21 protein-coding genes are annotated in these 25,299 nt (G+C 73.2%); 14 read left to right on the forward strand and 7 right to left on the reverse strand.

What is annotated here, in order from left to right; genetic code table 11:
• The first annotated feature begins 1 nt into the window (after window position 1).
• Window positions 2-922 carry a helix-turn-helix domain-containing protein gene (locus ACH4VX_RS26965; RefSeq protein WP_398370820.1) on the forward strand — a complete coding sequence of 307 codons (921 nt, stop codon included), beginning with the start codon at window positions 2-4 and terminating at the stop codon, window positions 920-922.
• 71 nt (window positions 923-993) lie between these two features.
• Here ACH4VX_RS26965 and ACH4VX_RS26970 read toward each other — a convergent pair whose 3' ends face one another.
• A complete protein-coding gene (locus ACH4VX_RS26970) occupies window positions 994-1,815 on the reverse strand; it encodes an SAM-dependent methyltransferase (RefSeq protein WP_398370822.1) in 822 nt (273 codons plus the stop codon).
• 225 nt (window positions 1,816-2,040) lie between these two features.
• Here ACH4VX_RS26970 and ACH4VX_RS26975 point away from each other — a divergent pair, with 225 nt between their 5' ends.
• The 3 genes from ACH4VX_RS26975 to ACH4VX_RS26985 all read left to right on the forward strand — a co-directional run bounded on the left by ACH4VX_RS26975 (window position 2,041) and on the right by ACH4VX_RS26985 (window position 6,722).
• Window positions 2,041-4,440, forward strand: a complete 2,400-nt coding sequence (locus tag ACH4VX_RS26975; protein WP_398370824.1) for a molybdopterin oxidoreductase family protein — start codon at window positions 2,041-2,043, stop codon at window positions 4,438-4,440.
• Window positions 4,437-4,928 (forward strand): hypothetical protein, encoded by a 492-nt coding sequence (locus ACH4VX_RS26980; RefSeq protein WP_398370825.1) that lies wholly within the window; start codon window positions 4,437-4,439, stop codon window positions 4,926-4,928. Before ACH4VX_RS26975 ends, ACH4VX_RS26980 begins: the two co-directional genes overlap by 4 nt.
• A 132-nt stretch (window positions 4,929-5,060) precedes the next feature.
• The gene (locus ACH4VX_RS26985; RefSeq protein ID WP_398370827.1) at window positions 5,061-6,722 is read left to right on the forward strand and encodes a hypothetical protein; all 1,662 of its coding nucleotides are present in this window, start codon (window positions 5,061-5,063) and stop codon (window positions 6,720-6,722) included.
• 46 nt (window positions 6,723-6,768) lie between these two features.
• Here ACH4VX_RS26985 and ACH4VX_RS26990 read toward each other — a convergent pair whose 3' ends face one another.
• Window positions 6,769-6,951 (reverse strand): hypothetical protein, encoded by a 183-nt coding sequence (locus tag ACH4VX_RS26990; protein ID WP_398370829.1) that lies wholly within the window; start codon window positions 6,949-6,951, stop codon window positions 6,769-6,771.
• Between the two features lie 88 nt (window positions 6,952-7,039).
• Between ACH4VX_RS26990 and ACH4VX_RS26995 the strand changes: the two genes are divergently transcribed.
• The 9 genes from ACH4VX_RS26995 to ACH4VX_RS27035 all read left to right on the forward strand — a co-directional run bounded on the left by ACH4VX_RS26995 (window position 7,040) and on the right by ACH4VX_RS27035 (window position 18,158).
• On the forward strand, window positions 7,040-7,207 hold the full coding sequence (locus tag ACH4VX_RS26995; RefSeq protein ID WP_398370831.1) for a hypothetical protein: 168 nt from the start codon (window positions 7,040-7,042) through the stop codon (window positions 7,205-7,207).
• Between the two features lie 425 nt (window positions 7,208-7,632).
• Window positions 7,633-8,535, forward strand: coding sequence for an alpha/beta hydrolase (locus ACH4VX_RS27000; RefSeq protein ID WP_398370833.1), 903 nt, complete (start codon window positions 7,633-7,635; stop codon window positions 8,533-8,535).
• A gap of 165 nt (window positions 8,536-8,700) precedes the next feature.
• Entirely contained in the window at window positions 8,701-11,454 is a 2,754-nt protein-coding gene (locus ACH4VX_RS27005; protein WP_398370834.1) for a LuxR C-terminal-related transcriptional regulator, read from the forward strand.
• A gap of 147 nt (window positions 11,455-11,601) precedes the next feature.
• On the forward strand, window positions 11,602-12,861 hold the full coding sequence (locus ACH4VX_RS27010; RefSeq protein ID WP_398370836.1) for a helix-turn-helix domain-containing protein: 1,260 nt from the start codon (window positions 11,602-11,604) through the stop codon (window positions 12,859-12,861).
• Window positions 12,862-13,261: 400 nt separating this feature from the next.
• On the forward strand, window positions 13,262-14,044 hold the full coding sequence (locus ACH4VX_RS27015) for an ABC transporter ATP-binding protein (RefSeq protein WP_398370837.1): 783 nt from the start codon (window positions 13,262-13,264) through the stop codon (window positions 14,042-14,044).
• Window positions 14,041-14,844, forward strand: a complete 804-nt coding sequence (locus tag ACH4VX_RS27020; RefSeq protein WP_398370838.1) for an ABC transporter ATP-binding protein — start codon at window positions 14,041-14,043, stop codon at window positions 14,842-14,844. Before ACH4VX_RS27015 ends, ACH4VX_RS27020 begins: the two co-directional genes overlap by 4 nt.
• Window positions 14,841-15,737, forward strand: coding sequence for a branched-chain amino acid ABC transporter permease (locus ACH4VX_RS27025; protein ID WP_398370839.1), 897 nt, complete (start codon window positions 14,841-14,843; stop codon window positions 15,735-15,737). Before ACH4VX_RS27020 ends, ACH4VX_RS27025 begins: the two co-directional genes overlap by 4 nt.
• Window positions 15,730-16,875, forward strand: a complete 1,146-nt coding sequence (locus tag ACH4VX_RS27030; RefSeq protein WP_398370841.1) for a branched-chain amino acid ABC transporter permease — start codon at window positions 15,730-15,732, stop codon at window positions 16,873-16,875. The genes ACH4VX_RS27025 and ACH4VX_RS27030 overlap by 8 nt, the downstream gene beginning before the upstream one ends.
• On the forward strand, window positions 16,872-18,158 hold the full coding sequence (locus tag ACH4VX_RS27035; RefSeq protein WP_398370843.1) for an ABC transporter substrate-binding protein: 1,287 nt from the start codon (window positions 16,872-16,874) through the stop codon (window positions 18,156-18,158). The genes ACH4VX_RS27030 and ACH4VX_RS27035 overlap by 4 nt, the downstream gene beginning before the upstream one ends.
• A gap of 23 nt (window positions 18,159-18,181) precedes the next feature.
• Here the strand turns inward: ACH4VX_RS27035 and ACH4VX_RS27040 are convergent, their stop codons facing one another.
• Both ACH4VX_RS27040 and mgrA read right to left on the reverse strand, forming a co-directional pair.
• A complete protein-coding gene (locus tag ACH4VX_RS27040) occupies window positions 18,182-18,664 on the reverse strand; it encodes an MSMEG_6728 family protein (RefSeq protein WP_398370844.1) in 483 nt (160 codons plus the stop codon).
• Window positions 18,665-18,754: 90 nt separating this feature from the next.
• Complete coding sequence (gene mgrA, locus ACH4VX_RS27045) at window positions 18,755-19,798, reverse strand: L-glyceraldehyde 3-phosphate reductase (RefSeq protein WP_398370846.1); 1,044 nt, start codon at window positions 19,796-19,798, stop codon at window positions 18,755-18,757.
• A 230-nt stretch (window positions 19,799-20,028) separates the two neighbouring features.
• On the opposite strand from mgrA, the gene ACH4VX_RS27050 reads away from it, so the two are divergent.
• Entirely contained in the window at window positions 20,029-20,577 is a 549-nt protein-coding gene (locus tag ACH4VX_RS27050; protein ID WP_398370847.1) for a snapalysin family zinc-dependent metalloprotease, read from the forward strand.
• A 203-nt stretch (window positions 20,578-20,780) separates the two neighbouring features.
• On the opposite strand, the gene ACH4VX_RS27055 is transcribed toward ACH4VX_RS27050, so the two are convergent.
• From ACH4VX_RS27055 to ACH4VX_RS27065, 3 genes are all read right to left on the reverse strand, one after another.
• Window positions 20,781-22,103 carry a lipase family protein gene (locus ACH4VX_RS27055; RefSeq protein ID WP_398370849.1) on the reverse strand — a complete coding sequence of 441 codons (1,323 nt, stop codon included), beginning with the start codon at window positions 22,101-22,103 and terminating at the stop codon, window positions 20,781-20,783.
• A 176-nt stretch (window positions 22,104-22,279) separates the two neighbouring features.
• The gene (locus ACH4VX_RS27060; RefSeq protein ID WP_398370851.1) at window positions 22,280-23,455 is read right to left on the reverse strand and encodes a S1 family peptidase; all 1,176 of its coding nucleotides are present in this window, start codon (window positions 23,453-23,455) and stop codon (window positions 22,280-22,282) included.
• A 250-nt stretch (window positions 23,456-23,705) separates the two neighbouring features.
• Window positions 23,706-25,013 carry a cation:proton antiporter gene (locus ACH4VX_RS27065; RefSeq protein WP_398370853.1) on the reverse strand — a complete coding sequence of 436 codons (1,308 nt, stop codon included), beginning with the start codon at window positions 25,011-25,013 and terminating at the stop codon, window positions 23,706-23,708.
• Window positions 25,014-25,299: the final 286 nt, after the last annotated feature.

Below are 25,299 nucleotides of genomic sequence, written 5' to 3' on the forward strand. Positions count from 1 at the left end.
GATGTCCGCCGCGTCGCATCGAATCTCCCGTCTGGAACCCTATCTGGACAGGCCCGAGCCTGCTCCGACTCTGCTGAAGATGCTGGTCGGCGTGCAGCTGGCAGGCTTCCGTGACGATGCCGGACTGTCCCAGGACCAGGCGGCGCGCTCCGCCGGCTTCAGCCCGGCGAAGCTGTCCCGCATCGAGTCCGGCAAGGGCCGCCGCCCGCCGGCCGAGAGTGATGTCCGGGCACTGCTGACGCTGTACGGCACCGACGAGTACGAGGCCTCGGTGCTGCTCAAGCTGCTCCTGCGGGCCGGGGAGCCGGGCTGGTGGCAGCGGTACGACAAGCGGCTGATGCCCGAGTGGTTCGACCGTCTGGTCGGGCTCCAGGAGGCCGCCGCCACCATCCGTACCTTCGAGATCCAGTACGTCCCCGGACTGCTGCAGACCGCCGCCTACACCCGCGCGGTCGTCGAGCGGGGGCTGCCGAACGCCCCGGCCGGCGAGGTGCAGCGCCGGGTCGAACTGCGCATGCGCCGCGCCGAACTGCTGCTGCGTGAGACCGCGCCGCAGATCTGGGCCGTCATCGACGAGTCGGTCCTGCTGCGCGTCCTGGGCAGCCCCGCGGTGATGCGTGAACAGCTCGAGCACCTGGCGACGATGGCCGAGCGGACCAACGTGACGGTGCAGATCGTGCCGCTGGACGTGACGAACGCGTCGGCTCCCGCCATCCCCGTGACCTATCTGCGCTTCGGCGGGCTCGACCTGCCCGACGTGGTCTATCTGGAGCACATCAGGAGCGCCAACTTCCTCGAGGACCGTGACGAGACGGAGGAGTACCGGATCGCGCTGGACCGCCTCGCCGACGAGGCGCTCAAACCGCGCGACTCGGTGGAACTGCTCCGCAGGACGATCAAGGAGCGCTACGCCACGGCGTAGCGGCGGGCGCGAACACGCCGACGCCCCCGTGGGACCCGAACGGTCCGGCGGGGGCGTCGCGGCGTCAGGGGCTACAGCGGGAGCCGGCCCACGCCGCCGAACTCGATCCACTCCTGGGTGAGCTGACGGGGTGCCACCTCGGTGTCCGGACGCCAGGTGGACACCTCCACCAGGCCGGGCTCCAGGACTTCCAGGCCCTCGAAGTACGACTCGACGTCCTTCGGCTCGCGCACCCGGCCCCAGTTTCCGTGGGTCGCCCGGCCCATGAAGTCGGTGACGAACTCACGGACCTCGGCGTTCTCGCTGACGAGCTGGCACATCACCATGAAGCTGCCGGGCGCCAGCCGTTCGCGCACCCGGCGGGCCAGGGCGAGCGGACCGTCGGCGTCGTCGTCCGGAATGCAGTGGAAGACCGAGTTGAACAGCACGCAGACCGGCTCCGAGAAGTCGATCAGCCGCTGCGTCTCCGGGTGACCGAATATCTCGTCGGTGTCGCGCATGTCGGCCTGGATGACCGCGGTGCGCCGGTCCTGCTCCAGCAGGGCACGGCCGTGCACCAGCACCATCGGGTCGTTGTCGGCGTACACCACGTGGACGGCCGGGTCGATGCGCTGCGCGACCTGGTGGACGTTGTCCTGGGTGGGCAGACCGGAACCGTGGTCGAGGTACTGCCGTATCCCGTACTCCTGCGTGAGGGTGCGGACCACCCGCTGGAGGAAGCGCCGGTTGTTCAGCGCCAGGCGGCGGGTGCTGGGCACCACCTTGTCGAGTTCCTCGGTCGCGGCACGGTCCGCCGCGTAGTTGTCCTTGCCGCCCAGGTAGTAGTCGTACATGCGCGCTGCCGTCGGCACGGTCGCGTCGATCTCGGTGGACAGCTGCTTACCGGTGTGCATCGTTCCCCCTGCGGGCCGCGCCAACTGGACTGGCTGGACAGGAAGTACATCCTAGGGAGCCAGGAAGGAGCCGTGCCAGCCCGTCGGTGAACGTCGCCCGGAAGGAATGGCGCGCCGACCGATCGAAATAACTCGGAGTGTCCTACTGGATGCCTAATGTGAATACTCACGCTCCGCGGAGTGGGTACTCGCGGGGCGACATCACTTCCCGTGGGAGGTCGGACCTTGGACAGCTCGACGGACCGGATCGCGAACCCCTGGGGCGCGCGCACCCCTTACGCGCCCGGCACCCCCTGGCCGGCCCGCACCGACATGCACCTGGCGGAGGGAATCGGCGAGGAGGACGTGGAGCGGTGGGTGCGGTCCGCCTCCATCCTGCACTCCAACGGCGACGCGCTGGACATCGCGGTGCGCGGGGGACGCATCGTGGGCGTGCGGGGCCGCGCGGTCGACCGGGTGAACCGCGGCCGGCTCGGGCCCAAGGACCTCTACGGCTGGCAGTCCAACCACTCACCGGACCGGCTGACCAGGCCACTCGTGCGGGAGAACGGACGGCTGGTGGAGTCGGACTGGGACACCGCCATGGACCGGGTCACGGCCCGCACGAAAAACCTGCTGGACGAACGCGGTCCGGGCGCCGTCGGCTTCTACACCACCGGACAGCTCTTCCTGGAGGAGTACTACACCCTCGCCCTCATCGCCCACGTCGGCATCCGCACCAACCACCTCGACGGCAACACCCGCCTGTGCACCGCGACGGCCGCCGAGGCCCTCAAGGAGACCTTCGGCTCCGACGGCCAGCCCGGCTCGTACGAGGACGTCGACCACGCCGACACCATCGCCCTGTTCGGGCACAACGCGGCGGAGACCCAGACCGTGCTGTGGATGCGGATCCTGGACCGGCTGGAGGGCTCCGATCCGCCCCGGCTGCTGTGCGTCGACCCCCGGTACACCCCCGTCGCCCGCCGCGCCGACGTGCACCTGGCGCCGCGCCCCGGCACCAACGTGGCGCTGCTCAACGCGCTGCTGCACGAAATCATCCGCACCGGCCGGACCGACCGCGCCTACCTCGACGCGCACACCGTCGGCTTCGACGAACTCACCGCCCGCGTCGAGCGGTGCACCCCGAAGTGGGCGGCGGAGATCTGTGACGTCCCCGCCGCGCAGATCGAACGGGCGGCGGAACTCCTCGGCGACGCACGGCGGTTGCTGTCCACCGTCCTGCAGGGCGTCTACCAGTCCCACCAGGCTTCCGCCGCCGCCGTCCAGGTCAACAACCTGCATCTGATCCGGGGCATGCTGGGCCGCCCCGGCTGCGGGCTGCTCCAGATGAACGGCCAGCCCACCGCCGAGAACACCCGCGAATGCGGCGCGAACGGCGACCTTCCGGGCTTCCGCAACTGGCAGAACGACGAGCACGTGGCCCAGCTCGCCGAGATCTGGAACGTCGAGCCGGACGCCATCCCGCACTACGCCCCGCCCACCCACGCCATGCAGATCTTCCGCTACGCCGAGCAGGGCTCGCTGGGCATGCTGTGGATCACCGGCACCAACCCGGCCGTCTCCCTGCCCGAACTCGCCAGGATCCGCTCGATCCTCGCCCAGGAGCGGCTGTTCGTGGTGGTGCAGGACCTGTTCCTCACCGAGACCGCCCAGCTCGCCGACGTCGTCCTGCCGGCCGCGACCTGGGGCGAGAAGACCGGCACCTTCACCAACACCGACCGCACCGTGCACCTGTCGGAGAAGGCCGTCGAACCGCCCGGCGAGGCCCGGGCCGACCTCGACATCTTCCTCGACTTCGCCGCCCGTATGGACTTCCGCGACAAGGACGGCGGCCCGCTGATCGGCTGGCGGGACCCGCAGGGCGCGTTCGCCGCCTGGCAGCGGTGCAGCGCCGGACGCCCCTGCGACTACACCGGGCTGAGCTACGACAAACTGCGGCACGGCAGCGGCATCCAGTGGCCCTGCACCGAGGACGCCCCCGACGGCACCGCCCGTCTCTATACCGACGGTATCGCCTACGCCCACCCCGACCGGTGCGAGAGCTACGGCAAGGACATGGTCACCGGCGCGACCGTCACCCCGGTCGAGTACCGCTCCCTCAACCCGGACGGCAAGGCGGTGATCAAGGCCGCGGAATACCTCCCGCCGCACGAGGACGCCTCACCCGAGTTCCCCCTCCATCTGATCACCGGCCGCACCGTGTACCACTTCCACACCCGCACCAAGACCGGCCGCGTGCCCGAGCTGAACGCCGCCGCACCGGACGTGTGGGCGGAGATCTCGCCCGCGGAGGCCGCCGCGCAGGGCCTGGCCGACGGTGACCTGGTCCAGGTCACCACCCCGCGCGGAGCGATCCGGGCCCGGCTGCGGACCACCGCGATCCGCGACGGCGTGGTGTTCGTGCCCTTCCACTACGGCTACTGGGACACCCCACAGGGCCACCGGCCGCCCGACGACCGGCCCGGCCGCGCCGCCAACGAGACCACCGTCACCGACTGGGACCCGCTCTCCAAACAGCCGCTGTTCAAGACGGCCGCGGCCCGCATGACGCTGGTCGCCCGGCGCGACGCGCGGCAGGGCACGGGCACCGACGGCAACGGGACGGCGGGGAGCGGCTCATGAGCGGCATCGGCATCACGCTCCGCATCCTGCACGACGACGAACGGGACCTGGAGCAGGACCTGCTGGCCGCCGCCGAGCGCCATCGCACCGAGCACGAGTTCCACCACGTCGCCACCGACGTCGCCCGCTGGTCCCGGGAGCACGCCACGCGGCTCGCCGCCCTCGGCCGCGACCGCGGCGTCCCCCTCTCCGGGCCCCGCGGCAACCCCTTGCCCGGAGCGCTCACCGCTTTGCGGGAGAAGGCCTCACAGGCCCTCGGGCGCCGTCCGGAGACGGGCCTGCTGCTCCTGCACGACCTGCGCGACCTGCATCTGGCCGCCTCGCGCAGCTCGCTCCACTGGGAGATGCTCGCCCAGGCGGCACAGGCCACCCGGGACGCGGAGCTGCTGGAGCTGGTCTCCTCCTGTCATCCGCAGACCCTGCGCCAGATGCGCTGGACCAACACGATGATCAAAGTGCTGTCGCCGCAGCTCCTCGTCGGCGCGTAACCGGCTCGGGCGGCGGATCTCCGCCGACGCCTGCACCAGCGTCTGTGTCCCGCTATCGTCGGGTTCGTCCCTACGGGACGTCCGCCGCCGGTGTCACCGGCGACCGGCCATCCGCTGCTCCGGGAGGCACGCATGGACGACTACTACGACCTCGGCGACCACCACCGGCCCGTGACGACCTCCTCCGCCGGCGCGCAACTCTGGTTCGACCGCGGGCTGATGTGGACGTACGCGTTCAACCACGAGGAGGCGGTCGCCTGTTTCGAGAAGGCGGCCGAGGCCGACCCGGACTGCGCCATGGCCCACTGGGGCATCGCCTACGCCCTCGGCCCCAACTACAACAAACCCTGGGAAGCCTTCGACGGCGACGAACTCGTCGACACCGTCGCACGCACCCACGGGGCGGTGGAGCGGGCGCACGAGAGGACCGCGCACGTCACCCCCGTCGAGCGGGCCCTCGTCGAGGCCCTGCGCGCCCGCTACCCGCAGGCGGAGGCCACACAGGACTGCTCGGTGTGGAACGAGCCCTACGCGGACCGGATGCTCGCGGTGTACGAGAACGCCCCCGGCGACCCGGACGTGGCCACGCTCTGCGCCGACGCCCTGATGAACCTCACCCCCTGGCAGCTGTGGGACCTGCGGACCGGCCGTCCGGCCGACGGCGCCCGCACCCTGGAGGCCAAGGCCGTCCTCGACGGCGCCCTCGCCACCGCCGCGGGCGCCCGGCACCCCGGAGTCCTCCACCTGTACATCCACCTGATGGAGATGTCCCCCACGCCGGAAGCGGCCCTCACCGTCGCCGACCGGCTGCGCGGCGCCGTGCCCGACGCCGGGCACCTGCACCACATGCCCTCGCACCTGGAAGTGCTGTGCGGCGACTACCGCCGGGTCGTCTCGGACAACACCGTCGCCGTCGCTGCCGACGAGAAGTACCTCGAGCGGGCCGGCGCCATGAACTTCTACACGCTCTACCGCGCCCACAACCACCACTTCAGGATCTACGGCGCCATGTTCGCCGGCCGGTCGAAGGTGGCCCTGGACGCCGCCGCGCGGCTCGAGGCCGCCGTCCCCGAGGAACTCCTCCGGGTACAGAGCCCGCCCATGGCCGACTGGCTCGAGGGATTCCTGGCGATGCGCGTCCACGTGCTGATCCGCTTCGGACGCTGGGACGACATCCTGGCGCTGCCGTTCCCCGCCGACCCGGAGCTGCACTGCGTGACCACCGCCATGCTCCACTACGCACGGGGCGTCGCCCTCTCCGCGACCGGCGTCACCGACGGGGCCGAGACGGAACGGGCCGGCTTCCGCGCGGCCGTGCGCCGCGTCCCCGGGAGCCGGACGCTGTTCAACAACACCTGCCACGACATCCTCGCCATCGCGTCGGCGATGCTGGACGGCGAACTCGCCTACCGCAAGGGCGAGTACGACACCGCCTTCGCCGCGCTGGAGCGGGCGGTCGACCTGGACGACAACCTGCCCTACGACGAGCCCTGGGGCTGGATGCAGCCCACCCGGCACGCCTACGGGGCGCTGCTGCTGGAGCAGGGCCGTGTCGAAGAGGCCGAAGCCGTGTACCGGGCCGATCTGGGCCTCGACGGCACCCTGCCCCGGCCCCTGCAGCACCCGGGCAACGTCTGGGCGCTGCACGGGTTCCACGAGTGCCTGCTGCGCACCGGGAGGACCGGGGAGGCGTCGATCATCGCCCAACAGCTCAAACAGGCGACCGCGCTGGCGGACGTACCCGTCGAGGCGTCCTGCTTCTGCCGGCTGGAGACTCACCACCCCTGCCACTGAACCGGCCCGAGCGGGCCGGTTCAGTGGCAGGGGTGGTGTTCCCGTCTCAGCTCGCCTCGACGACGGCCTGGAACGTCTTCATGCAGGAGAAACAGTGCCGGTCCGTCGTGTGCCGACGAGTCGACTCGTCCTGCTTCTCCACTCCGCAGAGCGTGGATGACTTGTCCGTCGTGAGGACATGCCACACCAGCTCCCCCGAAGTGTCTGCACCGCACCACATCTCGTGCATTCCCAGCTCCCTCCGGGTAGGCGTGGAGGCCGCTTCCATACGAGCACGGACCGGGCCCGGACGGCTCGTCCGGCGAGCCAGTCGGGTGATGTGCGGAGCCGGGACGCATACCGGCGGTGCCGGCATCGCGCACTCCGACCGGGACGTGGCGGAGTTCCTGCGGAGCGCGGGGCCGCCGGAGGACGAACGGCTGCTGGACGATCCCGCCCGGGTCGAGCGGGCCGGCGGCCGGGCCCACGTCCACGACGCGGCGTAAGACCCCGGCCGGCCGCCGAAGAGCCGGGAGCGGCGCGGGCCCCCGCCGCGCACCGCGGCCACCGTCGGCGCCGACTCCGGCGGTGACCGCGCCTGCCCGTGTACACCCGCTTCACACCGGCATGCCGCGCGCGGGCACGGCTGCCTCCGGGTGCCCGAGCCCGTCGCGGGGTTCTGCCGCCCGGCATCCGGCGTGCCCGGTGTGGCGTCCGAGCCCGTCGCGAAGCCCCGCGACCCGGCGTCCGGGACGCCGGGTGCGGCGCACGAGACCGGTGAGATTGCCGGTCCGCACCGACCCCCTCCTCTCCGACAGTGGCACCGCCAGTCAATCGGCGACGCCCCCGGCCGGGGCACGGCCCCCACCACGCCGTGATCCCCGTGCACCGGCCGGCGGACGGTTCGCCGCGACAGAGAGGACCACTCGTCGTGCAGCAGCACCCCCACACCAGCAGGCGCAGGACCGGCAGGTTCGCCGCACTGACCGCGGCGGTCGCCGCCGTCGTCGGTCTCACCACCCTCAGCGGCCCCGGCGCCCAGGCGGCCGACAACCCCTACGAGCGCGGCCCGGCACCGACCGAATCGAGCATCGAGGCGTCGCGCGGCCCGTACGCCGTGTCGGACATCTCCGTCTCCTCGCTGTCCGTCACCGGCTTCGGCGGGGGCACCATCTACTACCCGACCAGCACCGCCGACGGCACCTTCGGCGCGATCGCGATCTCGCCCGGCTTCACCGCCTACCAGTCCTCCATCGCCTGGCTGGGCCCGCGCCTGGCCTCCCAGGGCTTCGTGGTCTTCACCATCGACACCAACACCACCCTCGACCAGCCCGCCTCCCGCGGCGACCAGCTGCTCGCCGCGCTGGACTACCTGACCCAGCGCAGCGCGGTCCGCAGCCGCATCGACAGCAGCCGGCTCGGCGTCATGGGCCACTCGATGGGCGGCGGCGGATCCCTCGAAGCCGCCAAGGACCGGCCCTCGCTCCAGGCGGCGATCCCGCTGACGCCCTGGAACCTCGACAAGACCTGGCCCGAGGTCAGGACCCCCACTCTCCTCTTCGGGGCCGACGGCGACACCATCGCCCCGGTCTCCAGCCACGCCGAGCCCTTCTACACCGGTCTGCCGTCCTCCCTGGACCGGGCCTATGTCGAGCTGAACGGTGCCACCCACTTCACGCCCAACTCGTCGAACACGACGATCGCGAAGTACAGCGTTTCCTGGCTGAAGCGGTTCATCGACAACGACACCCGCTACGAGCAGTTCCTGTGCCCGCTGCCCCGGCCGAGCCTGACCATCGAGGAGTCCCGGGGCAACTGCCCGCACACCTCCTGAGATCCTCGAACCCCGCCGAACGACCACCCGGTGGCGGTCCGCGTACGACGCGGGCCGCCACCGGCGTTGTGCGCGCGCACCGCCGGACGCCGGACGCCCTGGGCCCCGGCACACTCGTGGACGCGCCCCCTCCACTCGACCTTACGCGTGAGTAACGTCGAGTGAATGACCGGACAGACGATCCCGCGGCGACAGGCGGTCCACCGGTTGCTGGACGGGCTGCGCACCGATGGCGGCGTCCGCGTCGTGACCGGTGAACCCGGTTGCGGCCGCACGGCGTTCCTGGAGTACGCCGCCGGCTCCTTCCGCGCAGGACCGGTGTGGCACGTACGCGCCGACCCCGGCCGTGGCGCACCGCCGCTGAGCGGCCTGCACACCCTGCTGCGTGCCGCCGGCCGTACCGTGCGGATCGCCGGCGACGGTACGGCGGGGGAGGCGCTGTTCGACGTCCTGCGCGCGGCGGCCGGCACGTCGCCGCTCCTGGTGTGCGTGGACGACGCGCACCTGTGGGACGCCGTGTCGCGCGCCGCGCTGGGGCAGGCCGCCGCGCGGGTGCGTGCGGCGGGGGTCCGGGCGGGACTGCTCCTCACGGTTCCCGGACACCGGCCCGTCGACCGGGAGCTGGCGGCACTGCCCGTGCTGCGGCTGGGTCCGCTGGCACCCGGGGACGCGGCCCGTGTGGTCGACGACGTGACCGGCGGTGCCGTCGACCCCGGAGTGCGCGAGGAGCTGGTGACGGCGGCCGAGGGCAACCCCGCGCTGCTGCTGGCGCTGATCCACCGGCTGTCGCCCGCCCAGCTCGGCGGGCGCCGGGCGCTGCCCCGGCCGCTGGCCGACGGGGAGGTCCTCACCGGGGTGGCCGGCGGATGCCTGACCGGCGTACCGCCGGACCGGGCCGGTCTGCTGCTGACGACGGCGGCCGCCGTGCGCGCGACGGGGGAACCGGACGCCGACGCGGACCTCGTACGGCGAGCGGCCGGGGCCGGCGCGGCACGGCCGTTGCCCGAGGTGCTGGTCCTGGCCGAGGGTCGCCTGCGGTTCCGCAGCGCGCTGCTGGGGAGGGCGGTGTACGCGGGTGCGCCGCCCGAACGGCGCCGTGCCGCGCACCGCGCACTGGCCGCGTGTCCGGCGGGCACCGGTGCGGACGGCGTCCTCGCGCTGCTGCACCGCTCCTGGGCCGTCACGGGCCCCGCCCCCGCCCTCGCGGCCGAACTCGCGGCGGCAGCGGCCTCCGCGCCGCCGGGCCTGCGCCGCAGGGCGCTCACACGCGCCGCCGAACTCACGCCGGACGACGCGGAGCGGGCACACCGCTACACCGCCGCCGCGGCACAGGCCCTGCTCGCAGGGCACTCGCCCGAGGCCCTGCGCCTGCTCGACGCCGCCCGGAGCCGTCCGGCCCCCGCCTCCGTGCGCGGCGGCACGGAACTCCTGCGGGGCGCGGTGCTCCTCGCCGACGGCCCGGTGGACGACGCCCGCGAGTCCTTCCTGCTCGCAGCGGGTCTGCTCGCCGAGACCGACCACGAGGCCGCCGGCACGGCGGCCCTGGGGGCGGCGGACGCGGCCTGGGTCGCAGGTGACCCGGCCTCCTGCCTGCGCGCCCTCACCGCCCCCGGACCGGAGAGGTCGGTTTCCGACCGGTCCGTCGCCGCCGGCCCCGGGGCGGAAGTACCGGCCGCCGGGGCGTCGGCCGGCGAGGGCGCGGGGCGTTCCGTACTGCTGCGGGATCACCGGGACGGGATGCGGGCCGTGCTCCTGGGGCGGTTCGACCGTGCCGCCGGACCACTGCGGCGGGTGGTCGAACGCGGGCTGTCCGGCGACGAACCCGAGCCGCTCCTGCGGTCCTCCTCCGCCGCGCTCATGCTCGGTGACGTGACCGCCGCCCGCCGCGCCGGCGCACGGGCACTCGCCGCGGCCCGCACCCTCGGTTCTGCCGCCCTCGAACCGCGGGCGCTGGAGTACCTGGCCTACGCGGAACTTCGGGCCGGCCGCCACCAGCTCGCCCGGACCCACGCCGAGGAGGGGCTGCGCACCGCGTCGCGGACCGGGCAGCGGAACACGGCCGCCCACCACCACGCGGTACTGGCGCTCGCCGCGTCCATCGAGGGGGAGCGGGAGGTCGTCGCCGAGCACGTCGCCGCGGCCCTGCGCACCGCCCGCCGGCACGGACTCGCGCAGGCCGCGACGCTCGCCCAGTGGGCCGCGGCCCGCGCCGACCTCGGCGCCGGCCGTCCCCGCGAGGCCGCGGACCGGCTGGGCCCCCTGGTCCGCCCCGGCGCCCGCCGCGGCCACTTCGCGGTGTGGATGCTCGCCGTTCCCTGCTTCGTGGAGGCCACCGCACTCGCCGGACATCCCGAGCACGCGGCCACGGCCGTCGAGGACTTCGCCCGGTGGGCCGCCTGCGGAGCCGACCCGCAGGCCCCCGCCCAACTCCTGCGCTGCCGCGCCCTCCTGGCCGCCCCGGACGCGGCCGACACCCTGTACCTGCGCGCCCTGGACCGCCATGAGGAGACAGCCGGAGACTTCGAGCGGGCACGCACGGAACTGCTCTACGGCAAGTGGCTGCGGCGCAGACGCCGGCTGCGCGAGGCACGGAACCGGCTCGGGGAGGCGCTGATGGGCTTCGAACGCTGCGGCGCGCACCTGTGGGCGCAACAGGCCGCCGCCGAGTCGCGGGCGGGCGGTGCGGCCCCCGGCCGGCCGGGGGCCGGGGAACTGTCCCGGCTGACCCCGCAGCAGCTGCGGATCGCGGGGTGCGTCGCCGAGGGCGCCACCAACCGGGAGGTGGCCCTGAGCCTGTCCGTCAGCACCCGCACCGTCGACTACCACCTGCGGAACATCTTCGCCACCCTGGGGGTCCGTTCCCGGGTCGAACTGGTCCGTCTCGTCGAGCAGGCGGAAAAGACCGGTGCACAACCCTAGGGACCGACCGGACGGTATGTCATCCTTCGGGGCAGGACGAGTCCGATGGCGGCCGGCCCACGGGCTCCCCCGTACCGGCCGGGCGCCGATACGGGGACCGCCGCCGCACGGGCACCGCCGGGAAGCCGACCCTGGGGGAGATGCGCGATGCAACACGCCGTACGGCCACGAACCCTGCTGCGCCCTGGACCCGCGCCCGCTCCGCGGCCCCGGACACCGCGCGTGCGGTCGCTGATAGACGCCGACGCGCTGCGCGTGCTGCACCGGGCCGCCCGCGTCCTGCTGGACGACCTGCCCCAGCTCACCGACGGGCTGGTCGCCGTACTGCAGGAGCAGGAGCCCGCGTACCGGGCCGCGGTGGAGGGGGACGCCACCACGACCTGGCAGGAGGTGCACCGCTCGCTGCGGCACAGCATCTCCTCGCTGCTCGATCCACGGGGCGCCCGCGACGCGGCACGGCGCTGCACCTGGAAGATCGGTGCCACGCGCGCCGAGCAGGGGCTGCCGCTGGACGCCCTGCTGCACGCCTTCCGGCTGGGAGGCTCGCTGGTGTGGCAGGGCCTGGTCGACGAGACGTCCCGGACGGCACCCGAGGACGTGCGGCTGCTGGTGCACGTGGCGTCCGACGTGTGGAACTTCGTCGACGAGCACTGCACCCTCGTCGCGGACGCCTACCGGCAGACCGAGCGACAGCTGGCGTGGCGGAGGGAGAACAGGGTGCGTCTGCTGGCCGCGGCCCTGCTGGACGGCACGAGCAGGATCGCCGACCTGCCCGAGGCCGCGCAGGCGCTGGGCCTGCCCGGGCACGGGCGGTACGTGGTCGTCGCGGTCGCCGGCGGACGGCCCACCGGTTGTCCCGGTGCCCAAGCGGCCCTCGCTCCGGGTGTGCGCGTGCACTGGCACACGGGCGTGGACGCCGACTACGGCATCGTCCTGGTCGAGGACGGCACGGAGCCCGTCGTGCCGGAGGAGCGGACGGCCGGTGCGCGGGTGGGCGTCAGCAGCGCGGTCGACGGGCTGTCCGCCGTGGGGGAGGCGCGGCGGCTGGCGGACACCGCGCTGGGTCTGTGCCCCGAGCAGGGCGGCACGGTCCACCTGACCGAGCACCTGCCGGCGGCGCTGGTGGTGTCGAGTCCCGAACTCGGCGCCGCGCTGGCCGAGCGGCTGCTCGGCCCGCTGGCCCACCTCGAACCCGCCGACGCGGAGGTCCTGCTGGACACCCTGGCCACCTGGCTGGCCTGCGACGGCTCGGCCCAACGGGCCAGCCGGCGCCTGTACTGCCACCGCAACACCGTCCTCAACCGCCTCCGCCGCTACGAACAACTCACCGGCCGCTCCCTCTCCCGCCCCACCGACCTGATCGAGGTCAGCCTGGCCCTGACGGCCCGCACCCTCCTCCGCCACTGACCCGCACCCGGCTGCGGGCGACCTGACACAGCCGCGGGCAGTCGTGCCGCCCCCTCACCCAGCTGCGGGCAGTCGTGCCGCTGGGGCGGCACGGGCGGGCGCAGCGGCACCCTGCCGGAGGCGCCCCAGCGGCACCCCGCCCCGGCACCCCGCCCCGGCACCCCGCCCCGGCACCCCGCCCCGGCACCTCGCCCCAGCGGCACCCCGCCCCGGTGTCGCTGCCCCGGCACCCCGTCCCGGTGTCACATGGGCACCCGCACAACCCCCACCCACCCCCATTGGTACGCCGCAGCGTACGGGCGCCGAAACCTGTACCGCCCGCCCGCCCCCGTGCTGTCGTGAGGCATCCCTTCCCCCGAAGCCGTGACCGCCCCGCGCGGTCCGGCCCCGAGGAGCCGTGATGCCCGAAGCACCACCGGACACCCTGCCCGCGCTGCACGTCGAGGACGTGGACGTGACCTACGGCCGCGCGCTGTCCGCCCTCCGCTCCGTGTCCTTGACCGTGCCCCCCGGCGCCGTCGTCGCCCTGCTCGGCGCCAACGGTGCCGGCAAGACGACCCTGCTGCGGGCCGTGTCCGGCACGCTGCGCCTGCACCGCGGCGCGATCACGGCCGGCCGCGTCCGCTACGGCGAGACGGTGCTCGACGGCAAGGATCCCGTCGCGGCGGTACGCGCCGGAGTCGTCCAGGTTCCCGAGGGACGACGGGTGTTCGCCGGACTCTCGGTCGACGAGAACCTGCGCTCCGGTGGCCTCGGCCTCGGCCGGCGCGGGCGCGCCCAGGTCCAGGAGGCCCGCGACCGGGTCTTCACGCTCTTCCCCCGCCTCGCCGAACGCACCCACCAGGCGGCCGGCCTGCTCTCCGGCGGCGAGCAGCAGATGCTCGCCATCGGCCGCGCCCTGATGGCAGCCCCGCGCCTGCTGCTCCTCGACGAGCCCTCCCTCGGTCTCGCCCCGCAGATGGTGTACCGCATCGCCGAGGTGATCCGCGAGATCAACACCCAGGGCACCGCCGTACTCCTCGTCGAGCAGAACGCCGGCATGGCGCTCTCCCTCGCCGATCACGCGCACGTCCTGGAGGTCGGCGAGACCCGTCTGTCCGGCCCCGCCGACGAACTCGCCCGCACCGACGCCGTACGCCGCCTCTACCTGGGCGAGTCGGCCGAGGACCAGGGGGCGGCGTGACCGACCGCACCACCACCGCACCGCCCGTGCTCGACGTACGGGACGTCACCGTGCGTTTCGCCGGACTCACCGCCCTCGACGGCGTCTCCTTCACCGTCGCCCCGGGCTCGGTGCACGCGCTCATCGGACCCAACGGCGCCGGCAAGTCGACCTGCTTCAACGTGCTGTCGGGCCTGTACCGCCCGGCCGCCGGCACGGTGACGCTCGGCGACACCGAGCTGACCCGCCTCGCCCCGCACCGCATCGCCGCGCTCGGCGTGGCCCGCACCTTCCAGAACATCGTCACCACCCACGGCACCGTCGCCGACAACCTGATGCTCGGCCGTCACGCCCTGTCCCGCGCCGGGTTCGCCGCGAGCGCGCTGCGCCTGCCGAGTGCCGTGCGGGAACAGCGCGAGCACCTCGGCAGGGCGCGCGAGATCGCCGAACTCACCGGTCTCGGGGACCACTTCGACAGCCCCGTCGCGCTGCTGTCGTACGGCGACCGCAAGCGCGTCGAACTCGCCCGAGCCCTCTGCCTGGAGCCCCGCGTGCTGCTCCTCGACGAACCCGTGGCCGGCATGAACGCCGCCGAACGTGTCCGCACCGCCGAGGTGGTGGGCGAACTGCGCGCCGAACTCGGCCTGTCCATCGTCCTCGTCGAACACGACATGGGTCTCGTCATGCGCCTCGCCGACGACGTCACCGTGCTCGACTTCGGCAGGCCCATCGCCCACGGCACCCCCGACGAGGTCCGCCAGGACCCCGAGGTGCTGCGCGCCTACCTCGGCACCGACGCGACCGGGGAGGACGCGGCATGACGGCATTCCTCGACAACATCCTCGGCGGACTGGCACTCGGCGCGGTCTACGCGCTGGTCGCCCTCGGCTTCGTCGTCATCTTCAAGGCCTCCGGCGTCCTCAACTTCGCCCACGGCTCCCTGCTCCTGCTCGGCGGCTACCTCACCGCAGTCCTGCACGACGACCTCGGCTTCGCCGGGGCGCTCGCGCTGGCGGTCCTCACCACGGCCGCCCTGGCGGGCGCACTCGACCGGTTCCTGCTGCAACGCGGTGGCCAGGACGCCCACTCCGCCCACGTGCAGACCATCGTCACCATCGGCATCGACATCGTCCTGCTCACCGATCTGTCCCGGCGCATCGGCGGCGACCTGCTGTCCCTGGGCGACCCGTGGGGAAACTCGGTGACCGAGCTGGGTCCGGTGACCGTCGCCGACAGCCGGCTCGCCGCGATCGTGGTGTCGGCCGTGGTCATCGGCGGAGTGTTCGCACTCTTCCGGTTCACCTCCTGGGGGCTGTCCCTGCGGGCGGCGGCCGAGGACCTGGAGGCCGCCGCGCTCATGGGCGTACGGCTCAGCCGGGTGCGCGCGGGCGCCTGGTGCCTGGCGGGCGCGCTCGCCGCGCTGGCCGCCGTGTTCCTCGCCGCGTTCCCCGCGCCCGGACTGGAGCGCACCACCGGCCAGATCGCCCTCAACGCCTTCCCCGCCGCGATCCTCGGCGGCCTCGCCTCCCCGGCCGGCGCCCTCGCGGGCAGCCTGATCATCGGCCTGACCGAGGCACTCGCCGTCGGCTACCAGTCCGAACTGCACGTCCTGGGTGAGGGCTTCGGCGACGTCGCCCCGTACGCCGTGATGCTGCTCGTCCTTCTCGTACGGCCCACCGGGCTGTTCGGCGCGAAGGGGGCGACCCGTGTCTGACCGCATACTCGGCGCCCTCGCACGTCGCCGGGCCGCGCTCCCGCTGCTCGCCGTCGTGCTGTGCCTGCCGCCGTTCTACCTGGACGCCTTCTGGCTGCGGATCGGCCTGTTCTCCATGGCCGCGGCCATCGGCGCCGTCGGTCTCGCCCTGCTCAGCGGCACCGCCGGCCAGCTCTCCCTCGGCCACGCCTTCTTCCTCGCCGTCGGCGCCTACGGCTACGCCTGGCTGGCCGGCGAACCCGGCCCGGGACTGCCCCCCGCCCTCGCCGCGCTCCTCGCGGTACTGCTCGCGGGAGCGGCCGGCGGACTGTTCAGCCCCGTCGCCGCCCGGGTCAAGGGCATCTACCTCGGCATCGCCACCCTCGCCCTGGTCTTCCTCGGCCACCACGTCCTGCTGACCGCCGACTCCGTCACCGGCGGCTTCAACGGCCGCTCCGTGCCCCCGCTGACCCTCGGCGGGTTCACCTTCGCGCAGAGCGACCCCGAACTGACCGTCCTCGGCGTGCCGTTCGGCGCGGAGGAACGGCTGTGGTTCCTGGGCCTGGCCCTGTTCGCGTTCACCTGGTTCACCGCCCGCGGCCTGCTGCGCTCCCGCCCCGGCCGGGCGCTGGCAGCCCTGCGCGACAGCGAGACCGCGGCCGCGGTGATGGGCGTCGACGTGGCCCGGCACCGGTCGGCGGCCTTCGTGGTGTCGTCGATGTACGCGGGCCTCGCGGGAGTGCTCCTGGCGCTCGCCTTCCGCCGCGTCGTCCCGGACTACTTCTCCCTCGCGCTCTCCGTCGACTACCTCGCCATGATCGTCATCGGCGGCCTCGGTTCCGTCGCCGGAGCCACCGCCGGCGCCGTCTTCGTGACCGCCCTGCCGCTGCTGATGACCCGTTACGCCGACCAACTCCCGCTGGTGACCGCCCCGGGCTCCGCCGAGGGCGCCGTGGGCCCCACCGAGGCGGCCCGCTACCTCTACGGCGCGGCGATCGTCCTGGTCCTGCTGTACGCCCCCGACGGTCTGCACGGCCTGGCACGCCGGGTCCAAGGCCGCGTAAGGCGCCGCCGATCCCGTACCCCCGCCCCGGACACCGTCGTCCCTTCGCCTTCGCAACCGGCCGCCGCCGCACGAACCAAGGAGCACACCCCGTGAACACCACGCACCGCACCCGCCGCAACCGGCACCGCACCGCCGGGACCGTCCTCGCCGGCACCCTCGCCCTGCTGCTCGCGGTCACCGGGTGCAGTTCCAAGGCGGACGACGGCGACAAGGGCGGCGAGGCCGCCGACGGCGTCCGCACCGGACCCGGCGTCGGCGCCGACACCATCAGACTGGGCGCCCTCACCGACCTGACCGGCCCCTACGCCACACTGGGCAAGAGCATCGTGCAGGCCCAGCAGATGTGGGCCGACGAGACCAACGCCAAGGGCGGCATCTGCGACCGCAAGGTGGAGATCGTCGTCAAGGACCACGGCTACGACGTGCAGAAGGCGGTCACCGCCTACGCCGACATCGCCCCGGACGTCGTGGCGCTGCCCCAGGTCATCGGCTCCCCGGTGGTCGCCGCGCTGCTCGACGACATCGAGCGGGACAAGATGCTCACCTTCCCGCAGGCCTGGGCGGCCTCGCTGCTCGGCAAGGACGCCATCCAGGTGCTCGGCACCACCTACGACGTCGACATGATCGCCGCGGTCGAGTTCCTCACCCGCACCAAGGGCCTGAAGAAGGGCGACACGATCGGTCACGTCTACTTCGAGGGCGACTACGGCGCCAACGCGCTGGAAGGGTCCACCTGGGCGGCGGAGAAGGCCGGCATGAAGGTGGCCGGCCAGAAGATCAAGGCGACGGACACCGACCTGTCCGCCCAGGTCTCGGCCCTGCGCAAGGAGGGCGTGAAGGCCATCCTGATCAGCGCGGGACCCGCGCAGACGGCCTCGTTGGTCGGCGTCGCCGCCTCCCGCGGTCTGAAGGTCCCCGTCGTCAGCAGCGCCCCCGGCTTCGCGCCCCAGCTGATGAAGACCCCGGCCGCGCCGGCCCTGGCGGCGATGCTCAGCATCGTGAGCGCCGCGCCCGCGGTCAGCTCCGACCTGCCCGGTGTGAAGAACATGGTGGCGTCGTACCGGAAGAAGTACCCGGACTCGCCCGTCGACTCCGGCGTGCTGTCCGGGTACAACGCCGCCCAGCTCATGGGCGCCGACCTGAAGAAGGCCTGCGAGGCGGGCGGCCTCACCCGTGAGGACGTCGTCAAGGCGCACCGGGCGCAGACGAACGCCGACACCGGCCTCGGCACCCCGCAGAACTTCTCCGACGTCGACCGCCCCGCGAGCGTCGAGACGTATGTGCTCAAGCCCGACGCCAAGGCGGTCGGCGGCGTGGTGAACGCGGAGGACGCGCACGCGGCGCCGGGAGCCGAGGAGTACTTGTCCTCGCACTGACGGCCCGCCGCCGGCTGAGACCGTCAGCCGGCGGCCGCCTCCGGGTCGCGGTCGGACGACGGCCAGACGTACGGCAGGTCGTCCGGCTCCCCGGGGAAGAGGTCCGCGTAGGCGGCCGGGTCCTTGCGGACCAGCGCCGAGCGGTGGCTGCGGTGCACGGCGTCGTCCCCCAGCCAGGGCGGGAGCTCACCGGCCTCGGCGAGCTCCCGCTGACCGCGCACCGGTGCCCCGGGCCGCACCCCGGCGAGGTCGGCCACGAGGGTGGCGGCGCAGCTGTCCTGATGGCCCCGGTCCCGCCAGACCCGGCAGACCTCCAGGCCGTACCGCACCAGTGCCTCCTCGTAACCGGTCCACATGCGGACCGCGGGGTGGCGGCGCCACCCGTAGCCCGGAACGATCAGACCGCGCAGCACCTGGAGCGCCTCCACCCGCTGTTTGCCGAGCCGGCGCCGGTCGAGCACCAGCGCCGACTCGCAGAAGTCGGGGTAGGGCAGAAAGGTCTGCATACGGCCGTCCGAACTGTGTGGGGGCCAAGCGGCTCACCGCACCGCAGTTCCCCTTCTCCGGCGGCACACACCTCACGGCGCCCCGAAGGCTCAGCCCAGCGTGCCCAGCCGGGCCTCGCGCCACAGGTCGACGCCGCCCTCGGTGGCGTACGTGTCGATCTCGGCCAGCTCCTCGCCGCTGAAGTCGAGGTTCTCCAGCGCGGCGACGTTCTGCTCCAGCTGCTCGGTGCGGGACGCCCCGATGACCAGCGAGGTGACCCGCGGGTCGCGCAGGGCCCAGGCCAGCGCCATCTGCGCGAGGGTCTGCCCGCGCCGGGCCGCGATGTCGTTCAGGGCGCGCAGCCGGTGCAGCATGTCGTCGGTCAGCCACCCGGTGTCGAACGACTTGCCGGCCGCCGCCCGCGAGTCCTGCGGCACGCCGTCGAGATAGCGCCCGGTCAGCATCCCCTGGGCGAGCGCGGTGAAGCCGATGATGCCGAAGCCCTCTTCCTGGGCCACGTCCAGCAGACCGTCCGTCTCGATCCAGCGGTTCAGCATGTTGTACGACGGCTGGTGGATGAGCAGGGGAGTGCCGAGGTCGCGGAGGACGGCCACGGCCTCACGGCTGCGCTCGGCGTCGTACGAGGAGATGCCGACGTAGAGCGCCTTGCCCTGGCGGACCGCCGTGTCGAGGGCGCCCATCGTCTCCTCGAGGGGAGTGGTGGCGTCCAGCCGGTGCGAATAGAAGATGTCGACGTACTCCAGGCCCGTGCGCTTCAGGGACTGGTCCAGCGAGGCCAGCAGGTACTTGCGGGAGCCGCCGCCCTGGCCGTACGGGCCGGGCCACATGTCCCAGCCGGCCTTGGTGGAGACCACCAGCTCGTCCCGGTACGGCGCGAGGTCCCGCTTCATCAGCCGGCCGAAGTTGATCTCGGCGGAGCCGTAGGGCGGACCGTAGTTGTTCGCCAGGTCGTGGTGGGTGATGCCCAGGTCGAAGGCGCGCAGGGCGATCTCGCGCTGCGTCTCGAACGGCTTGTCGTCGCCGAAGTTGTGCCAGTAGCCCAGGGACAGCAGGGGGAGGTCGAGCCCCGAGCGGCCGGTGCGCCGGTAGCGCATGGTGCCGTCGTAACGCTCGGGGCGGGCGATGTGGTTCATCGGCTGGTCTCCGGTGATGCGAGTGGGGGTGTCCCGTGGGATGGTGTTGATCCTTGCCACAGTGCCCCCGCCCGATCGGGAAGTCCAACCGGTCCCTTCCATGGGATTCAGCGGTACGGCTTCTGAATCGGCGGGCGGCCGGGACGACGGATTGGAGTCCGCGCCGACGGGCAGGCGAAAGCGGAAGCGGCATGAGCACGACTGCCCCGCCCCCCACAAGGAGATCGCCCATGCGAGTCCGTACGCTGACCGGCGGCCTGGCCGCGGTTCTCGTCCTGTCCGGCCCCCTGCTGAACGGCCCGGCCGAGGCCGTCCCGTCCGCCGCCGCGGCCCAGCGCCAGGTGGCCGACGACGTGGTCACCTACGACGCGAGCGGCGCCGCGGAGTTCAAGGCCGCGGTCGACCGGGGAGCGGCGATCTGGAACGAGAGCGTCGAGACCGTCGAGCTGCGTCCGGCCGCGTCCGGGCAGCGCGCCGACGTCCGGATCGTGGCGGACAACGGCTGGCCCCGCTCCGTTCCCGCCTCGCTGGGCAACGGCACCGTCTACATCGGGCGCCAGGCCGTGGACCAGGGCTACTCCACGATCCGCATCGCGGCCCACGAACTCGGCCACATGCTGGGCCTGCCCGACCGCAAGCCCGGCCCCTGCTCCCTGCTGATGTCGGGCGCCAGCGCCGGAACCTCGTGCGTGAACCCCTACCCGAGCGCGGCGGAGAAGGCGCAGGTCGAGCGGAACTTCGAAGGAGCTCCCGCCGGGGCACTCCTGGGACGGGCGTGAACCGATGTGACTACTGAGGCGATCGCCGCTATGGTTGACCCAGGTCACGGCGACGGGAACCTCCAGAGCCCGACCGTGCGTTGGTGGTCCAAGGAAAGACGCCCCGCTTCCTGCGGGGAGATGCAGGTGCAAGGCCTGCCCGGCGCTCCATCCCGAGCCCCGTCCCGGAATTCCGGGACGGGGCTCGCGGCGTTGCCGGTGGCTCAGCGCCGGGCCGGCATGCTCCAGCAGTTGGACCCCGTCGGCCTGCCCTTCAGCCGGTCGGTCAGCCAGGCCACCGCATCGCCCTGGTCGGTGATGAGCGGTGCCAGGTGGTTGGTGAGCAGCTTGTCGCCCAGGTTGGGCAGCCGGACCGCCTTGTAGGTGACGTCACCGCCCTTGGCGCACCAGTCCACCGCCAGCCGGCGCGCCTGCTCGTGCGGGACGATGTCGTCCTGGACGCCGGTGACCAGCCGGACCGGCCCGGTCGGCTTCGTCGTCCCGAGGCGCTGCTCGTCCAGCACGGCCTGGGCGGCGGGCTCGGCGGCGAGGACCTCGGCGATGGACCTGCCGCTCTTCGTCCACTTGGTGCTCTTCGTGAAGCCGTGGCCGAGGATCGCGTCACCGACGCAGGTGGTGGCGATGTCCTCCAGGGCGGCGCGTCCGGTGGCGTTGATGTTCTCCTCGACGACCGCGCGCAACTCCGGCTCGGTCTGGGCGAATCCGTTGATCGACCACCCCAGCGCGCCTGCCAGGGCGCTCCCGTCGATGCCCTTCATCACCTCGGTCAGATCGGCGGGCGGCGCCCCGCTGTAGGTGCCGACGAGCCGCACGTCGGGCGCGTAGGAGCCGTGCAGTTCGGCCGCGGCGGCGCTGGCCCCGCCGCCCTGGCTGTAGCCGTACATGGCCACGCGGGACGCCCCGGTGACGGACGCGCCCGGCACCGAGTGCGCGGCGCGGGCGGCGTCGAGCATGGCGTGCCCCTCGTCGACGCGGTTGACGTAGGTGTGGAGCCGGTCGGTCGCACCGAGGCCGACGTAGTCGGTGACGACGACGGCCGCCCCGGTGGCGAGGAGCCGGTAGACCGCCAGATTCTCGTAACCGAACGACACGGTCTGCCCGTTGAGGGTCAGGGGGTGCTGCAGGGCGAGCGAGGGCGCGCACTGGTCGCCCTGCCCCATGGTTCCCGAACCGACGACCACCAGGGGGCGGGGCCCGTCGCCCTTCCAGTCGGCGGACGGCTCGATGTAGGCGCCGGTGACGGCGACCTGCTGCCCGCTGGAGTCGGTGGAGGTGTACATCAGCCGGGTCGCCGTGCCGGGCAGGGAGCGGCCGTCGAGGCCGGGCAGGCTCAGCCCGAGACGCAGTGGCTCGTGGCGGACCAGTACACCGTCGTCCGCGGGCAGTTCGGCGGGCGGGGTGTAGAAGGCGGGGATGGTGACGCCCCGCGACACCACGGGGTCGCTCGCGGCGGCGGGCGGCGCGGACACGCAGACACAGGCGGTCGTGGCGACCACGGTGGTCAGCACGCTGCTGATACGGCTCACGGCTCACTCCTCGCTCTGCTCCAGGAAGGTGAACCGGAAACTAGCAGCGCTTACTTACCGCTGGTAACCCATGAGTAAGTTACGGCCCGGTAACTTTTGTGGCGGGTGGGCCCTCGGCACACGTGAGAGCGGGCCCCGCCGGTCACCCGGCGGGGCCCGCTCCCGGTCGTGGCCGGTCAGGCCGTGTGCAGCGTCAGCCCGTAGCGGTTGAGGATCTCGTTGACCGGCTGGAACCAGGTCTCGCCCCCGCCGGAACAGTTGCCCCAGCCGCCGGAGGTGACGCCCTGCGCCTGGTCGCCGCTGATGAACGAGCCGCCCGAGTCGCCCGGTTCGGCGCAGACGCTGGTCTTCGTCATCTGATGCACCGCGCCCTGGCTGTAGTTGACCGTCTCGTTCTTGGCCAGCACATTGCCGCAGTGCCAGTGGGTCGTGGAGCCCGAGCGGCAGATCGAGGCGCCGACCGGTGCCTCCGCCGAGCCGCGCACCAGCTGGTCCGACACCGTGCCCCAGCCGAGCACCACCGGCACCGTCCACCAGCCGCTGCCCACGTTCACCCAGGCGTAGTCGTTGCCCGGGAACGAGGAGCCCTGGAAGTTGCCGATGTACGAGCCGTCCCAGCCCCTGACCTGGCCGCCGGCGCCACCGCAGTGTCCGGCGGTGACGAAGCCGCCGTGTACCGAGAAGCCTATGGAGCAGCGGACGTTGCCGGTGTAGTACGGGTCGCCGCCCACCGTCCCGGCGGCGAAGGTCTCGGCCGCCGCCGCCACGGTCCGCACGGTGACCGGGCCGGCCTCGCGGGCCTTGTCCACGAAGGTGCGGACATCGTTGTCAGCACGCTTGTCGGCGACGATGTTCACGACGACCGTGTTGGCGGTCGGGTCGACGGCCCAGCTGCTGACGCCCGAGGGCGCGTCGAGGCGGTCGATGCGGGACCTGGCCGCGTCGAGCTGCTCGGCGCTGTGCTCGACGGTGCGGACGGCGGCGCCGGACGCGCGCAGGGACCGTACCGTGGAGGCGTCGGCGTCCGAGGTGACGGCCACGGTCAGCTTCTCGCTCTTCGCGTCGAACCAGGCGCCGCCGTAGGCGGATCCGGCGGTCCTGCGGGCCTCGGGCACGAGGTCGGTGGCCTCGCGCTCGGCGGCCAGCCGGTCCTCCGCCTCGGCGCGGGTCAGCCCGAAGTCCCACTGCATCGCCTCCAGCAGGCCGGCGGAGGCGGGCGCGGAGTCGGTGGCGCGGGCGGTGGGGGAGTCGGGGGCGTCCTGCGCCGCGGCCGGCAGGGTGCCGGCCGCGGTCCAGCTGCCGATCATGAGCAGGGCGGCCACGCCGGCATGCGTGAGTCTGGTGCGTCTCATGGAAGGTGCCCTTCGTCGTTCCAGCAAGGTGGGGGTGGAACAACCACAGCGTGAGAGCGCTCTCAGTCCGAGTCGGGCAGAGCTTAGCGAGCCGACCGGTGTCAGGTCTATGCCAATGCAGGGCCCAATTCCCGTGTGCTTCGGGCGCCACCTCCGGTTCCGGCCGGCGTCGGGGGCGCACGCCCTCCCGGAGCGCTGCCCCGGAAGGCGGCCCGCGCCAGGAGTCCCTCCTTCCGGGGGGGAAGAGCGGTCAGAGCCGTTCGCCGGCCACCGCGTCCTCGTCCGGATCCGGTCCCGCACCACCCGCCCGGGCCCGGTGGGTCCGCAGCCGGTCGAGGCGCGAGATGACGGGGGTGGCACTCACCCCGTGCAGCACGACGGACGCCAGCACCGTGAAGGTCACCACCGCCCACAACTGCTCGGCCGGGACGCCGAAACCGCCCGAGCCGAGCGCGTGTGCCAGGTAGAACAGCGAGCCGATGCCGCGGATCCCGAAGAAGGCGATCACCACACGCTCCCGGGGGCCGGCGGACGTACCGAGCTGGGCGGTCCACGCGGTCAGCGGCCGGACGGCCGACAGCAGCAGCAGACCCACGACCGCCCCCTGCCAGGTCAGCGACGCCAGCCCGCCCTGCGCGACGAACACCCCGAGCAGGAACAGCATCACGGCGGTCAGCAGCCGCTCCACCTGCTCCACGAAATCGTGCAGCACCATGTGATAGCCGTGGGCGTGCTCCGCCCCGCGGATCCGGCAGGCGGTGACGAACACGGCCACGAAGCCGTAGCCGTGCAGCAGCTCCGTCACCCCGTAGGCGAGGAACGTGGCGCCGATGGCGACGAACCCCTCCCGGTGCTCGGACAGCCGCATCGCCCGCCGGCCCGCCCGGAAGAACAGCCACCCGAGCAGCGCGCCGACGGCGAGCCCCGCGAACACGCCCATCGCGCACTTGTACAGCACGTCGACCAGCGCCCAGCGGGCGATCCCGTCACCGGTGGGACGTCCGTCCGCGGCGGCGAGCGCGACGGCCGCCATGACGAACGGGAAGGCGAGACCGTCGTTCAGCCCGGCCTCGCTGGTCAGCGTGAAGCGCACCTCGTCCTCGTCGTGCTCGGAGTCGGTGGGCGCGCCCACCCGCACCTCCGAGGCGAGCACCGGATCGGTCGGCGCGAGCACGGCCGCCAGCAGCAGCGCGGCGACCGGCGGCCAGTCGAGCAGGCCCCAGGCCAGGAGGCCCACGGCCGCGATGGTCAACGGCATGGTGACGCCCAGCTGCCGCCAGGTGCCCCGCCAGTGCCGGCGGCCGAACGGCCGGTTCAGGGCGAGACCGGCGCCCATGAGGGAGACGAGCACACAGATCTCGGTGATGTGCTCCACCCACGTCCGGTCCGACACCGGGTCGATGTCGGGCATGGGCAGGGGAAGCAACTGGAGAGCGACTCCGCAGACGAGGAACACCAGTGGCAGCGACAGCGGTCTGCGGGCCACCAGCCGGGGCAGCACGGCCGCGCCGAGGGCGCCGGCTCCGAGCAGGGTGAAGAGGTAATCGGGGGAGGTCACCGAACCCAGGTGCCCGGAGTCGGCCGGGGGCACGCCGCGGCCTCGGCCGAAACATCATCCTGGCGGCGGGAGCCCGCCCGAACGGACGGACGCGGCCCTCGCCACCCGTCGGGAGGCGCACTCCGGAGTGCGGGGTGGGGCCCGCGGGAAGCGCCACGGCCGGTGCGCGCCGAGTGCGCCGCCTTGCGACGCGGAGGACTTGACGGAGCGGGACGCGTTCGGCGCTACTGGAAGACGTGCCGGGCGCACATGCGTGGGGGCCCGCCCGGTGCCGACCCGGTGTACC

This window comes from Streptomyces sp. NPDC020731, from assembly GCF_044334705.1.
Classification (GTDB): Bacteria; Actinomycetota; Actinomycetes; order Streptomycetales; family Streptomycetaceae; genus Streptomyces.